Origin of the sequence: Novosphingobium sp. ERW19, from assembly GCF_012641315.1 — a bacterium.
Lineage (GTDB): Bacteria > Pseudomonadota > Alphaproteobacteria > Sphingomonadales > Sphingomonadaceae > Novosphingobium.
In genome coordinates, this window is the sequence record NZ_JABAIC010000001.1 from 441,813 (window position 1) to 455,741 (window position 13,929).

A 13,929-nucleotide genomic window follows, 5' to 3' on the forward strand; every position below is an offset into this window, starting at 1 on the left:
GCGCAAGGCAGGTTAGGATTTAATTTGCGCCTGCAGGGCCTCGAGCGCTTCGAATTGCGATTGCAGCGCGCGCTGGCGGGCATTGGCGCGAGCAAGGCTGCGGCGCTTTTGCCCAAGTTGTCCGCGTGTCCTGCGCCAGACCGCCAGGCTTTCGAACCATTGCGCGATGAATTCGAAAAGGCCGCTGCCGCGCAGACGCATGGGGGCGTGCGAGCGCGGCAGCGGGGTGGGTTCGGCCACGGTTGCGGAGGCTGTGGCCGAAAGGGGTTGAGGCAAGGTTTCGGGGACTTCGGGCTCCAGCGCCAGCGCGCGGTCGAGCAGGTCGATCGTGGTCATGGGTGCTGGCGGCTCCACTGGCGGGGGAGCGGCTGAGGTTGCCGCCACCGTTTGCACGGCCCCGGTGCTACTGCGCCGTTGCGGCTTGCTGCGGGTGGTCTTTCTGGCGGATGGCGGGCGGCGTTTGACGCTCTTGCCCTTGGCGACCTTGGCGGGCTTCTTCGGTGCGGGTGGGACCGGCGCTTCCGGCCACGGGATGCTGGCGATGACCGCGCCGCGCGGGGCGGGAAGGATCAGGTGCTGCGGAAATGCCGGCGGATCTGGCTGGCGCAGAAGGAACGAGGGTTCCCGCCGCCCCCGCGCAGACATTGGCGCCAGAGGCACTTTCCCCTTCGGTGATGCCCCACCCTTCGGTGAAGCCCTTCCCTTCGATGACGCCCTGCCACTGGTTGAAATCTTCGGAGGACGAGGACGCGAGGCTACGCGATTGCGGACTGTGTGCATGGCAGTTCCCCCAGACGAGGTTCCTTGCCGATGGATGCTGACACAATGCGACTCGGGTGCGAACGGGAGATGGATCGGAAACCGAACGGTCTGTATTTTTCCTAACGAAATACGCATTCAAGCGGCGCGCAATTACGTAGCGGATGGCCAGAAACGCCAACGGCCCGGCGTGCTGATGCGCGCCGGGCCGTCCGAAATCCGGCTCTTGCGAACCGGATCAATCCGAAATGGAGATCAGCCTTCGGCCTTCTTCTTCGGCGCGGCCTTCTTCTTCGGAGCAGGCGCATCTTCAGCGGCGGCTTCGGCAGCAGGGGCTTCATCAGCCGCCTTCTTCTTGGGAGCGGCCTTCTTCTTCGGCGCTTCCTCGGCAGCCGGAGCAGCAGCTTCCTCGGCCGGAGCTTCGTCCTTGGCAGCCTTCTTCTTGGCCGGAGCCTTCTTGGCAGGCTTTGCCGCAGCGGCGGCAGCGCCTTCCTCGGCTTCGATCGCGGCCTGCAGCTCTTCCTTGGTCACTTCGCGCTCGGTGACTTCGGCCTTGTCGAACAGGAAGTCGACGACCTTGTCCTCATAGAGCGGCGCGCGCAGCTGGGCGGCGGCAAGCGGTTCCGAACGCACGTAGTCGACGAAGCGCTGGCGGTCCTGCTCGCGATACTGCTGGGCAGCCTGACGAATCAGCATTTCCATTTCTTGGCTGGAGACGGTCACGCCGTTGGCCTGGCCGATTTCCGACAGCAGCAGGCCGAGGCGCACGCGGCGTTCGGCGATCTTGCGGTAATCGTCCTTCTCGGCCTCGATTTCCTTGAGAGCCTCTTCCGGGTTCTCTTCGTTCTGGGCTTCCTGCTGAAGCTGGGCCCAGATCTGCTCGAACTCGGCATCGACCATCGAAGGCGGCACGGCGAAGTCGTGACCGGCGGCGAGCTGATCGAGCAGCGCGCGCTTCATCTGGGTGCGGGTCAGGCCGGCAGTTTCCTGCTCGAGCTGGCCGCGCAGCAGGGTCTTGAGCTGCTCGAGGCTTTCGAGGCCAAGCGCCTTGGCGAACTCGTCGTTGGCTTCGAACTCGCCGGGGTTCTTCACCGCCTTGACCTTGATGTCGAAGGTGGCTTCCTTGCCCTTGAGGTTCTCGGCCGGGTAGTCTTCCGGGAAGGTCACGGTGATGACGGTTTCGTCACCGGCCTTCACGCCGACGAGCTGTTCCTCGAAGCCGGGGATGAAGCGACCGGCACCGAGTTCCAGCGGGGTGTCTTCAGCCGCGCCGCCTTCGAAGGCAACGCCATCGACCTTGCCGAGGAAGTCGATGATGATCTGGTCGCCGTCCTTGGCCTTCGCGCCCTTCTTGGCGTCGGTGAAGGACTTCTGGCCGGCGCCGATGCGGGCGACGGCTTCGTCGACTTCGGCTTCGGTGACGGGAACGGTCAGCTTCTCGAGCTTCAGGCCTTCGAGCGCGGGGGCTTCGATCTGGGGCAGGACTTCCAGCTCGACAGTCAGCTCGGCGTCCTTGCCTTCGTCATAGCCTTCGCCGAGCGAGACGGCGGGCTGCATCGCAGGGCGCAGCTTGTTGTCGGCCACCAGCTTGTCCATCGCTTCGCGGATGGTGGTCTGCAGCGCTTCCTGGTGAAGCTGGGCACCGTGCATCTTGCGCACGAGGTTGGCGGGCACCTTGCCGGGGCGGAAGCCGGGCATGCGCACCTGCGGTGCGATCTTCTTGACCTCACCTTCGACCCGGGCGGCGATGTCGGCCGCGGGGATGGTGACGGTGTAGGCGCGCTTCAGGCCCTCGTTGGTGGTTTCGACGATCTGCATCCTGATCCAACTTTCATGTATGTCACGCGCTTGCGCGGGAAAAGCTGACTCGGACGCCGGCGCGCGGACTGGTGCGGGCGAAGGGACTCGAACCCCCACATCTTGCGATGGCAGGACCTAAACCTGCTGCGTCTACCAGTTCCGCCACGCCCGCATCCGGCGAAAAGCGAGCGGTGCCCCTATCGCAGTGGCTTGAAAAGGGCAAGCGCCTTGGAATTGCGGCTTGGAACAGCGTATGACGGGGTGAGTTGGGGAAGAAAGCTCGAACCTTTCAAGGAGCCGCACGATGGCCACGACCCCCGATTCCCCGCAACCCGACCGAATCGAACCCCAGTCCCCGCCCGAAAGCCCGCCGGTGACCGAACCGGACGGCGTGCCGCCGGTTATTCAGCCGGATGAAACGCCGGTGGTCGAGCCGGATCATGTGCAGCCGGGCGCGCCGCAGGAAGTGCCTGCACCGCCGGATTGATCTCGGTCAGACCATCTCTGGCCCACCTCCAATACGGACATCGGCCGTCAGCCTTGAAAAATCGTTCGGTTTGGCCAACTTCCGTACGTCGGCTGGAAAGCAGTTTCCTCCGCCTTTATAATCCCTGAAGGTCTCACGTGCTTGGGCATTCGGCAGGAGGTAGAAAGTCGGACATAGATCCTGAATATTCAGCTCAATAAACAAAAAGTAGTCCGCCTCGCCTTTGGAAGCCATGTCCACCGGCCACCGGGTGATCTCTGTCGGTCTCTTCAAATATTGGCGAGTTTTCACCTCAACAGATTTTGGCATCCCGCCTACAACCACGATTGCATCATGACCGGGGGCCCCCTCAGGACTCAGATAGGCTGCAAAACCAAGCGTGTTGAGCTTTGCAACAGCCAAGAGTTCTCCCAGCGTCCCAGCTTGAAGTGGCGACAGTTTGCGCTTGGTTTGATCTGCGCTCATCCAAAGAGTCGGCCTAGAATCTCGATCAGGTGCAGATTGGCATCGCGGGTCTGCGTTTGGGCACTGATACGCCCCTCCCCCGCACACTCCAGACAATAAGCCCTGATTCCGCCGCCTTCCATCAGGCGCATCACGTCAGCCTGCATCCGCGCCAGCAGGCCCTGCTGTTGTGCCGCCAGTGCGCCCGCGAGGTCATGCGCCCGCGCCTCGGGCGCTTCGCCGGTTTCCATTTGGCGGAGGAGTTGGGCGAAGGGGCTGGGTTCGTCGGCGACGTATTCGGCGTGGAAGGTTTCGGCCTTGGCCTGTTTGGCGACCCATGCCAACGCATCGTCGAGGCCGCCGAACTGGTCGACGAGGCCGAGCTGGCGGGCGGTGCCACCGTCCCAGATGCGCCCCTGCGCGATTCTGTCGATGTCGCCTGCGGACTTGCCGCGCGCCTTGGCGACGAGACCGAGGAAGCGGCCGTAGGTCTGTTCGACCTGTCCCTGCAGCAGCGCTTCGACCTGCGGGCTGAGGCCGCCCAGGAGATCCGGCTGGCCCGAGAGCGGGGTGGTGCGGATCGAATCGGTGGTGACGCCATATTGCGGCAGCGTCTGTTCGAGCGTGGGCAGCACGGCGAATACGCCGATCGAGCCGGTGATCGTGCTCGGTTCGGCAAAGATGCGCTGGGCAGGCGTGGAGACCCAGTACCCGCCGCTGGCGGCAAGGCTGCCCATCGAGACGGCGACCGGCAGGCCCTTGGCCTTGACCCGCTCCACCGCCGCGCGGATGCGTTCGGAGGCCATGACCGAGCCGCCCGGCGAATCGACGCGCAGCACGAGGCCGGCGTAGTCATCGCTCTGCGCTACACCGTCGATCAGGTCGGCAATGCGATCGCCGCCCGCCGTGCCGGGGCCGGCATCGCCATCGACGATTTCGCCCGCGACGGTGACGACGGCGACGGCCTTGCCCTGCTTCGAGACGGGCTTGTCAGCCAGATAGACCGGCAGTTCGGTGGCCTTGAAGGCGCCAAGCCCGGCGTCTTGGTCTGCGCCGGCTATCTCGGCCACGCGCTTTCCGAAAGCCACGCGGTCACCGATCTTGTCGACAAGGCCGGACTTGAGCGCGGCTTGTGCAGCGTCGTTTCCATTGTCGCGCACCCACTTGGCCGGGTCGGTGGTGGCGAGGGTCAGGTCTGCCTTGGGGCGGGCCTTCTTCACCTCGTCCTGCCAGTTCTGCCACAGCGTGCCATAGACCGCCTGCATCGCCTCGCGCGCTTCGGGCGACATTTCGGCGCGGATGTACGGCTCGACCGCGCTCTTGTAGGTGCCGACCTTGAAGACGTGGACGTTGGCTTTCAGCTTGTCGATCAGCCCCTTGTAGAACAGCAGCGTGCCGCCCGGCCCGCTGATGGCAACGCCGCCCATGGGATCGACCCAGGCTTCGGACGAGTGCGCGGCAAGCTGCATCGCATCGTCGGTGTAGATCAGCGCGCGGACGAGGACCGGCTTCTTGGCCGCGCGCACCTTGTCCATCGCCGCGCCGATCTGGCTGAGGTGGACGGCGGACCCGCCGCCGAAAGCTTCGAGATCGAGCACGACGGCCTTGATGCGCTTGTCGTCAGCCGCAGCGGCAATGGCGCGGGATACGTCGCGCGCGGTGTATTCCGGCTCAGGCATTTGCCCTGACAGCAATTGCGTGGGCGAAACCTCGCTCGCTTCTTCCACCACGCGGCCATCGAGCGGCAGGTACAGCGCACCTTCGCGGACCATGCCGGGGGCGGGCCGCAGCGTGAGGACGGTGTAGAGTCCTGCAAAGAACAGGAGCAGGAACAGCAGGACGAGACCGTCCTTGATGGCGACGAGGATCTTCCAGACCGATTTGGCAAAGCTCATAGGGCGCAGACTATTGTGGACGGCGGTGCAAAGCCAGCGGGAAACGGCTTGAGAATGGCGGGCCTGCCCTCTAGGGAACTGGCTTTAATGCAAAGCTCAACCCACCCCCAAGCGGGCCGCTATCCAACGGGCGGCCTCGCCTTCCCGCACCGTGACCTGACCGGCATCGGCCAGCTTGCGCGCCACGAGATACTCTACCTCCTCGACGAGGCGGAGCAATGGGTGGAGCTGAACCGGCAGCCGAAGAAGAAAACCGATCTGCTCAATGGTCTGACGATCATCAACGCCTTCTTCGAGAACTCGACGCGCACGCTGCTGAGCTTCGAGATCGCCGGCAAGCGCCTGGGCGCGGACGTGGTCAACATGCACGCCGCCACCAGCAGTGTGAAGAAGGGCGAGACGCTGATCGACACGGCGATGACGCTGAATGCGATGCGCGCCGATGCCATCGTGATCCGCCATGCCAGCTCGGGCGCGGTGCGGCTCATCGCGGAGAAGGTGGATTGTCCGGTGCTGAATGCGGGCGACGGGCAGCACGAGCATCCGACGCAGGCCCTGTTGGATGCGCTGACCATGCGCCATGCGCTGGGGCTGCCGGTGGGATCGGACCTCAACGGTCTGAAGGTGACGATCTGCGGGGACATCCTGCACAGCCGCGTGGCGCGATCGAACATCCTCAGCCTGACGGCGCTCGGCGCCGACGTGCGGGTCTGCGCGCCGCCAGCGCTGATGCCTGCCGAGATCGAGGCGATGGGCGTGACGCCATTCCATGATTTCGACGCGGCATTGAAGGGCGCCAACATCGTGATGATGCTGCGCCTGCAGCAGGAGCGCATGTCCGGCCAGTTCATCCCCTCGCCGCGCGAATACCGGCACCTCTACGGGTTGACGCCAGAGCGGCTGGCCAAGGCCGAGCCCGATGCCTTCGTGATGCACCCGGGGCCGATGAACCGCGGCGTAGAGATCGATTCGACCGTGGCTGACCACCCCACGCGCAGCCTGATCACGCGGCAGGTGGAGATGGGCGTGGCGATCCGCATGGCCTGCCTCGAAGTGCTGACCCGCAGGGCACGCGGCGTGCCGGGCTGGGAAGCGGAAGGAGTTCCGGCATGATCGCACAACCTCTGACGATCACTGGCGGGAAGCTGGTGCTGGCCTCTGGCGAGCCGGTTGCGGGTGCGCTGCGCTGCGAAGGCGGGCGGATCGTGGCTGTCGGCGATGTCACGCCGCAGGATGGCGACGAGGTTTTTGACGCAGGCGGCAAGCTGATCGCGCCGGGTCTGGTCGACCTTGGCGTCTTTGCTATCGACAAGCCCGCGTTCCACTTCGGCGGGATCACCCGGGCGGCGCTGATGCCGGATCAGGGGCCGGTGCTCGACCATCCGGCGCGGGTGCGCTTTGCCGCGCAGTCGGGCAAGCCGGACATGTGGGTTCACCCGCTGGCCGCAGCGACGCGCGGGCTCGAGGGCAGCGAACTCGCAGAACTCGCCCTGATGCGCGATGCCGGGGCCAAGGCGGTGGCGACGGGGCGCGGCTGGATCGCGGATTCGGGCGTGATGCTGCGGCTGCTGCGCTATTGCGCGATGCTCGGGCTGGTGGTCGTGACTCATGCCGAGGACGCAGGGATCACCGGCAGCGCGGTGGCGACGGCGGGCGACGTGGCAACGCGGCTGGGCCTGCCGAGCGCGCCTGCCGAGGCCGAGGCGCTGGCCGTGGCGCGCGACATCGCGCTGGCCGAGCTATCGGGCGCGCACGTCCATTTCCGGCAGGTGACGACGGCGCGGGCGCTCGATCTGGTGCGGGCGGCCAAGGCGCGTGGCGTGAAGGTGACGGCGGGCGTGACGCCTGCGCACTTCATCCTGTCGGACCTCGAACTGGTCGGCTTTCGCACGTTCTGCCGGATGTCGCCGCCGCTGCGGCAGGACGCGGATCGCAAGGCGGTGATCGCGGCGATTGGCGATGGCACGATCGACGTGATCTCGTCAGGCCACGATCCGCGCGGCCCGGAAGACAAGCGCCTGCCCTTTGCCGATGCCGAACCGGGCATGGCCGGGGCCGAAACGCTGCTGCCGCTGACGCTGACGCTGGTCCGCGATGGCGTGATCACCATGGCGCGCGCGTTCGAACTGCTCTGCGCCAATCCGGCGCGGCTGCTGGGCGTGGAGGCCGGGCGGCTCGAAACCGGCATGGAAGCGGATATCGCGGTGGTCGATGCCGCGCGTCCGTGGATCGTCAATTCCGACAAGATGGCAGCTGCGGCGGGCAATACCCCGTTCGACCGCCGTCCGGTCGAGGGCCGCGTGACTGCGCTGTTCAAGGGCGGCAAGCAGGTCAGCTGACGCGAGAAGGGCGCGGAACCCTTTGGTCCCGCGCCCCCCGCCCGCTCTCACACGGTAACTTTCGAAGTTCAGCGCTTGGCCATACGGCTTTCGGCCGGGCGCTGCTGACCGGGCATGGCTGGCGCATTGCCGCGCAGAACCAGGCACACGCCGCCGCGCGACTTGACCGATCCGCACATGCTGCTGGCCGATGCCTGTCCGCCAAAGCCGGCAGCCTGCACGCGCCAGAACTGCTTGCCATTGACCGAGACCTTCGTGGTCACGTTGGTGAAGCCCTTCAGTTCAGGGTTGCGCGCGGTGTAATGGCGCCAGGCGCGGCGCGCGCCCTCGGGCGTTGCGAACGAGCCGAGCTGGACGAGATGAGTGCCAGCCCTTGCAGGAGTCGCGACGGGCCTTGCGGCGACTGGCGCCTTGCGCGCCGGAACGGTTGCGGGGCGAACGTAGGCCTGTGCAGCAGCCGGTTGCGAGGCGGGCAGATCAATCAGGGCAAGCTGTGTCTGCTGCGATTGCGACGAGGAATCGGCAAGCGACGGTGCTGGTGCCTCAGGCACGGTCGCGGGCAATTCCTTGACCGCAGCTTCCGCGAGCGCCGGTGCGGCGGCGGCGGCTTCTGGCTCCGCGCGGGTGGCAGCTTCTGCGGCCTGTTGTTCCGTCGCCGGGAAGTTCGCCAGTGCCAGCGCCTGCGGCTGGCCGGTGTCACCCCGCAGCGGCACGCCGAGCAGACCTGCGACGCGATCGCGGGTGCGTTCGGAATAGCCCATCAGCGCCCACTGTTCCATGCGATCGCCAAGCTCGCTGGCCGGCACGTCCTGCGCGGCCATGGTGCGGGCTTCGCGCCACTGGCCGGACAGCGCATAAGCAAGCGCGAGGTTCTGGCGGACCTTGGGCGTGTTCTCACCACCGCGCAGGGCCTGGGCGAGGATCTGTGCGCCCTGCTGCGGCTGCCCGGCAAGCGCCAGCGCGAGGCCGTAGTCCGAAGCGGCAAGGCTGTCGCGATAGGAGTTCAGGGTGTCGATCGCTTCGGCATGGCGGCCGAGCGCGATGTCGGCGAGCGCCAGGCTGAGCGCGGTGCGGCTCGAGTCTTCGCCGAGTTCCATAGAGTCGTCATAGGCCTGGCGCGCGGATTCGAAGCGGCCCGCCTTGAGGTAGGCATTGCCGAGCAGCACGCGGTAGGCGGCGTTGCGCGGATCGGCCAGCACGGCCTTTTCGGCATTGTCGATCGCGGCCGTCGTGGTGCCCTTGGCCAGCGCGGTCTGGGCCGACGATGCGTACTTGTCGGGGTGAGCGCCGCCGCTGGCGCAGCCGGTAAGGACGCCGGCGGCCAGCGCGGTGGACATCACCAGTCGAGCGGCGCGATTGGGTGCGAAGGCGGTGATCATGTCCATGGTCCCCTCAGGCGTCAGTTGCGCGTCACGGCGCGGCGGGCGAGGTCTTCAAGCCCGGGAAGTTCGGCGAGAAAGCGGTCGAGCGCCTCGGTCACCAGTTCCTGCGCGCTGCGATCTTCGAGCGTGCAGGCCAGGCGCAGGCGCATATGGCGGTAGTTGTCGAGGCGCAAAGTGAAGGCTGCCTTGCGGCCTTCCTGCAGCGCGGAGCGGACCGGCTTGCCGCCCTTCACACGGCTGCGCGCAATCTTGACCGACGCCACCGACGCAAATTCGCCGGGCTGGGCGGGCTTTGCGAAGGCGGCAACCTTCTCGGCCAGCGACTCGATCTGCTGGACGACAACCGGCTGCTCCATCTGGGCCGGGGCGGCGATCTCGGCGATGTCTTCACCAAGGTCGTTCCAGCCCAGGTCGTCCTGCGAGACGAACTGGCTCTGCTCTTCGTAGCTGATGGCCAGTTGCGGGCGCATGGCCGGACGGGCAGCGCCCTTGCGGGCGAGCAGGCTGGGCGAAAGCGAGGCGAGAGGCTTGGAAGCGCTCATGGGCCGCGCCTCCTCAGGAACCGACGACGCGGCGGCCGAAGCCACCCATCGGGCGCGGCGCGCCGGCCATCGGGATCGCGGCGGCCTGCTGCGGCACGGCAAAGACGGTGCGGCGGAAGTTCTTTTCGAGCCGCTCGGAAATGTAGGTCCACAAGGCAGCGACTTCTGCCGCCGACTTGCCGCCGGGATCGCATTCCATGACCGTGCGGCCATCGATCATCGAGGCGGCAAAATCGGTGCGGTGGTGCAGCGTGACCGGGGCCACGGTGCCGTGCTGCGAAAGCGCCACGGCAGCTTCCGAAGTGATGCGCGCCTTGGGCGTGGCAGCGTTGACCACGAAGATCAGCGGCTTGCCCGCACGGTCGCACAAGTCCACCGTGGCACCCACGGCGCGCAGGTCATGCGGGCTCGGGCGGGTGGGCACGACGATCAGTTCCGCAACCGAGATCACCGACTGGATCGCCATGGTGATGGCCGGCGGCGTATCGATGACCGCGAGCTTGAAGCCCTGCTGGCGCAGGATCACGAGGTCGGAAGCAAGGCGGGCGACAGTTGTCTGGGCAAAGGCCGGAAATTCGGCCTCGCGCTCGTTCCACCAGTCGGAAAGGGAGCCTTGCGGGTCAATGTCGATCAGCACGACCGGCCCTGCTCCAGCGCGCTGGGCCTGGACGGCGAGGTGACCGGACAGCGTGGTCTTGCCCGATCCGCCTTTCTGCGATGCCAATGCCAGTACGCGCAAAGCCAAATCCCCTGATAGTCGCACCTCGCAATGATGCAGGCGCACGCCACGTTCTCTTCGCGTCCGGATTCGCAGATCGGACTGAAATTTCGGTTAACGTCGGTTCCATTCCGGAGACGGCCGACTGCGGAGCTGGCATGAAGAACGTCGCGGCTTACGCGCTTTTTGGGCCACAGACCGTCGCTAAGACTTCGCTAACGCCTCGTTGACTATACCGCCCGCGCAGCAAGGCCGGGATCGCAACCGGGCACAGACCCGAACAGGGCGGCTGCGGGTTGCAGTAACGATCACGATGTGACTTTTCACTGGCATTCCACCGGGACGGACTTTGGCGACCATGAGAAACTTCGAGCGCATTTCCAGTCTGGCGATCACCGCTGCGGCGATGGCGCTTGCCGCCACTGCGGCGATGGCGCTTGCCGCCGCTCCGGCACTGGCCGACACCAAGGCGGGCGTCGAGGCATGGTCGCGCGGGGAGCATGAAGCGGCGGTCAAGGAATGGCTTGGCCCTGCTGCCAGGGGCGATGCCGATGCGCAGTTCAACATGGGGCAGGCCTACAAGCTGGGCAAAGGCGTGCCGCAGGACCTGAAGCGGGCCGAAGCATGGTATCGCAAGGCCGCCGAACAGGGCCATATCAAGGCGTCCGACACGCTGGGGCTGTTGCTGTTCCAGGACAATCGCAAGGCCGAGGCCGCGCCATTCCTGCAGGCATCAGCCGAACGCGGCGAACCGCGCGCAATGTACATCCTGGGCATTGCGCACTTCAACGGCGATACGGTGGGCAAGGACTGGGTTCGCGCCTATGCGCTGACCAGTCGCGCCTCGTCGAGCGGCCTCGAACAGGCGACGCGGGCGCTGGCGATGATGGACAACATGATCCCGCTGGAACAACGCCAACTTGGCGTATCGCTGGCGGCGGATCTTGAGCAGAAGGCACAGGCCAAGCGGTCCGAGCAGTTCGCAGCGGCCGATCTGGGTGCCAAGGCCATGCCGACCGCCCCGGTCCGTTCGAGCGTCCCGACGGGCTCGCTGGAGAAGGCAGACGTGCCTCCATCGGTCATCACTGCAGGCGCTGACTTTGCCAATCCAGTGCCTATGCCCGCCCCCAAGCGCGTGGTCGGCAGCAATGCCCCAGCAGCAAAGCCGGTCGCAGCCAAAGCATCATCGGGTGCGGTGCATATGGCGGAACTTCCGGCGGCAAAGCCGGTCGCCGCCAAGGCGCCGAAGCCTGCTGCCTCTGCTCCTGTTCCCCCTGCCCCCCAGGCCAAAGGCAACTGGCGCGTCCAGCTGGGCGCATTCGGCGTCAAGGCCAACGCGGATGGGCTGTGGAGCAAGGTCAAGGGACGGCCTGAACTGGCAGGCCATGGCCGCATCGACCTTCCGTCCGGCTCGGTCACGCGCCTGCTTGCCGGGGGGTTTGCCGGACCGGCCGATGCAGACAAGGCTTGCGGCGCGCTCAAGGCTGGCGGCTTCACTTGCCTGGTGGTAAAGCCCTGATGGCTTGGCCGAGGATATACCCCCTACCCGCATAGAGGCGATAGATTTCCTGCGCGGCGTGGCCGTGCTGGGCATTCTGGCGATCAATGTCACCGGGTTCTGGGGGCCTTCGCTCGCAACCTTCTCGCCTGCGATTCCTCATGCCCAGCCTGCCGCGTACGGCTGGTTTGCCTTTGCCTTCGTGGTGTTCGAGGGCAAGATGCGGGCGCTGTTCAGCATGCTGTTCGGCGCCAGCATGGTGCTGTTTGCACAAGCTGCCGAGCGCAAGGGTCTGGACCCTGACGCTGCACAAGTCCGGCGATTGCTGTGGCTCGCACTGTTCGGCTACCTGCACTTCGCGCTGCTGTGGTGGGGCGACATCCTGTTTCTCTACGCGCTGTGCGGAATGGCCGCGCTGCTGCTGCGCCGGCTGGAGCCGCGGCAATTGGCGTTGATCGCCCTGCCCTTCTACGTGCTGGTTCACGTTATCGAAGCGCTGACCGCCCTGCCCGGCGTGCTGGCCGAACAGGCGGTGCTGGGGGGCACGGCGTCACAGGCCGATGCTGCCGGACATGCCGCGATGATGGGCCGAATTGCCGCATCGGTGGCAAGGGACATTGCGGTCCTGAACGCGGGGTTCCTCGAGGCGATCTGGCTGAAACTGTCGAACGCGCCGCTGCAACCGCTGACCACGACGCTTTCCACCTTTACCGAAACGGTGCCGCTGATGCTGTTGGGCATGGCGATGGTGCGCGGCAGGTTCTTCATGGGCTGGACGCGCCGGCGGCTGGCGATGCTGGCCGGGTCGGGCATCGTGATCGGTGGGGTGCCGACCGTTCTGGCGGTGCGCTGGCTGGAAGGGCACGGCTGGCCACCGCAGGCGATGTTCCTGGCAATCGAGGACGGCATGGCCCTGCCGCACCTGCTGATGGCGCTGGGCTATGCCGCCTTGCTGGTGCTGATCTTCCCGACCGTGCGGCAGTGGCGGATCGGCAAGGCGCTGGCGGCGGCGGGGCGCTGTGCGTTCAGCAACTATCTTGGCACGACCGTGCTGATGACGGCGATTTTCTCTGGCTGGGGCCTTGGCCTTGGGCCGGAACTGCCGCGCGTCTGGCTTCCGGCGTTCGTGCTGCTGGGATGGGCGGCGATGCTCCTCTGGCCGCAGTGGTGGCTGCGGCGCTTTGGGCAGGGACCGCTCGAGCGGCTGTGGCGGCGACTGGCACTTCCCGCACGTTAACCACGATTGATAACCTGCCAGATGCCCGCCGTCCCGAGGCGGGACGCGGTGGGATCGGGACTCGCAAGCCGATGCGTTAATGCCTATTCTTTAACGGGAAAGGAGTGGCGCGAATGGCTGGGCAATCGGGTTGGTGGACGAAGCGCTGGGTGCGAATGCCATTGGGCGTGATCGCCACGGGCGCCGCTTCGCTGCTCGCCTTCCACGCTGGGCAGGACATCGCGCAAGTCGCATTTGGCAGCGGCGCCGCAGAAGCCGCGCCTGCCATGGTACCCCCGCCCAAGCCGGTTCCCGCCGTGGCGCAGAAGCCGGTAGACGGGCCGTTCGTGGTCAAGTCGATCCTCCCGATCAACGAGCCGATTCGCTTCGGCAAGTTCTACTGGGACGAGACCCGCGCACCGGCATCGGGCAAGCTGGTGGTAACGGTAGACCTGACCGCGCGGGTCATCTCGGTATTCCGTGATGGCCACGAGATCGGCGCGGCGGCGATCCTCAAGGGGTATGGCGAGAAGCCGACGCCGACCGGCATTTTCCCGATCACCCAGAAGGATGCCGACCACGTCTCAAACATCTACGATGCGCCGATGCCGTGGATGATGCGGCTGACCAACGACGGTGTATCGATCCACGGCAGCAAGGTGGAAAAGGGCTATGCCACCAACGGCTGCATCGGCGTGCCCGATGCCTTCGCCGAAAAGCTGTTCCGCATCGCCTCGCTCGGCGACAAGGTGATCGTCACCGATGGCAAGACGATGCAGGTGGGCGACCCGATCCTGGCGGGTGAGCACGCGGGCTGAGGCAGGCCCACCCCCGCCCCCTCCCGCTTGC

At 66.2% G+C, this 13,929-nt stretch carries 13 protein-coding genes and 1 tRNA gene; 6 read left to right on the forward strand and 8 right to left on the reverse strand.

The window, feature by feature from the left end; all coding sequences use genetic code 11:
* Positions 1-12 precede the first annotated feature (12 nt).
* The 3 genes from HGI46_RS02260 to HGI46_RS02270 all read right to left on the reverse strand — a co-directional run bounded on the left by HGI46_RS02260 (position 13) and on the right by HGI46_RS02270 (position 2,731).
* Complete coding sequence (locus HGI46_RS02260; protein WP_168902917.1) at positions 13-660, reverse strand: hypothetical protein; 648 nt, start codon at positions 658-660, stop codon at positions 13-15.
* 354 nt (positions 661-1,014) lie between these two features.
* The gene (gene tig, locus HGI46_RS02265) at positions 1,015-2,577 is read right to left on the reverse strand and encodes a trigger factor (protein ID WP_168902918.1); all 1,563 of its coding nucleotides are present in this window, start codon (positions 2,575-2,577) and stop codon (positions 1,015-1,017) included.
* A 69-nt stretch (positions 2,578-2,646) separates the two neighbouring features.
* Positions 2,647-2,731, reverse strand: a tRNA-Leu gene (locus HGI46_RS02270).
* Between the two features lie 132 nt (positions 2,732-2,863).
* Between HGI46_RS02270 and HGI46_RS02275 the strand changes: the two genes are divergently transcribed.
* Entirely contained in the window at positions 2,864-3,046 is a 183-nt protein-coding gene (locus tag HGI46_RS02275; RefSeq protein ID WP_168902919.1) for a hypothetical protein, read from the forward strand.
* Positions 3,047-3,052: 6 nt separating this feature from the next.
* Here HGI46_RS02275 and HGI46_RS21850 read toward each other — a convergent pair whose 3' ends face one another.
* Both HGI46_RS21850 and sppA read right to left on the reverse strand, forming a co-directional pair.
* A complete protein-coding gene (locus HGI46_RS21850) occupies positions 3,053-3,511 on the reverse strand; it encodes a hypothetical protein (RefSeq protein ID WP_206065476.1) in 459 nt (152 codons plus the stop codon).
* A complete protein-coding gene (gene sppA, locus HGI46_RS02285; protein ID WP_168902920.1) occupies positions 3,508-5,385 on the reverse strand; it encodes a signal peptide peptidase SppA in 1,878 nt (625 codons plus the stop codon). Before sppA ends, HGI46_RS21850 begins: the two co-directional genes overlap by 4 nt.
* Before the next feature lie 87 nt (positions 5,386-5,472).
* Here sppA and HGI46_RS02290 point away from each other — a divergent pair, with 87 nt between their 5' ends.
* A complete protein-coding gene (locus HGI46_RS02290) occupies positions 5,473-6,498 on the forward strand; it encodes an aspartate carbamoyltransferase catalytic subunit (RefSeq protein ID WP_168902921.1) in 1,026 nt (341 codons plus the stop codon).
* Positions 6,495-7,724 carry a dihydroorotase gene (locus HGI46_RS02295; RefSeq protein WP_168902922.1) on the forward strand — a complete coding sequence of 410 codons (1,230 nt, stop codon included), beginning with the start codon at positions 6,495-6,497 and terminating at the stop codon, positions 7,722-7,724. The genes HGI46_RS02290 and HGI46_RS02295 overlap by 4 nt, the downstream gene beginning before the upstream one ends.
* Before the next feature lie 68 nt (positions 7,725-7,792).
* On the opposite strand, the gene HGI46_RS02300 is transcribed toward HGI46_RS02295, so the two are convergent.
* Genes HGI46_RS02300 through HGI46_RS02310 form a run of 3 tightly spaced genes read right to left on the reverse strand, consistent with a single transcriptional unit; the run spans position 7,793 to position 10,387 of the window.
* The gene (locus tag HGI46_RS02300; RefSeq protein ID WP_206065477.1) at positions 7,793-9,103 is read right to left on the reverse strand and encodes an SPOR domain-containing protein; all 1,311 of its coding nucleotides are present in this window, start codon (positions 9,101-9,103) and stop codon (positions 7,793-7,795) included.
* 20 nt (positions 9,104-9,123) lie between these two features.
* A complete protein-coding gene (locus HGI46_RS02305; protein WP_118072364.1) occupies positions 9,124-9,648 on the reverse strand; it encodes a hypothetical protein in 525 nt (174 codons plus the stop codon).
* Positions 9,649-9,661: 13 nt separating this feature from the next.
* Positions 9,662-10,387 carry a ParA family protein gene (locus tag HGI46_RS02310; RefSeq protein ID WP_062345813.1) on the reverse strand — a complete coding sequence of 242 codons (726 nt, stop codon included), beginning with the start codon at positions 10,385-10,387 and terminating at the stop codon, positions 9,662-9,664.
* Positions 10,388-10,724: 337 nt separating this feature from the next.
* Here HGI46_RS02310 and HGI46_RS02315 point away from each other — a divergent pair, with 337 nt between their 5' ends.
* The 3 genes from HGI46_RS02315 to HGI46_RS02325 all read left to right on the forward strand — a co-directional run bounded on the left by HGI46_RS02315 (position 10,725) and on the right by HGI46_RS02325 (position 13,898).
* Complete coding sequence (locus tag HGI46_RS02315; protein WP_168902924.1) at positions 10,725-11,885, forward strand: SPOR domain-containing protein; 1,161 nt, start codon at positions 10,725-10,727, stop codon at positions 11,883-11,885.
* A gap of 4 nt (positions 11,886-11,889) precedes the next feature.
* Entirely contained in the window at positions 11,890-13,101 is a 1,212-nt protein-coding gene (locus tag HGI46_RS02320; protein ID WP_206065478.1) for a DUF418 domain-containing protein, read from the forward strand.
* A gap of 113 nt (positions 13,102-13,214) precedes the next feature.
* Entirely contained in the window at positions 13,215-13,898 is a 684-nt protein-coding gene (locus HGI46_RS02325) for a L,D-transpeptidase family protein (RefSeq protein ID WP_206065479.1), read from the forward strand.
* Positions 13,899-13,929: the final 31 nt, after the last annotated feature.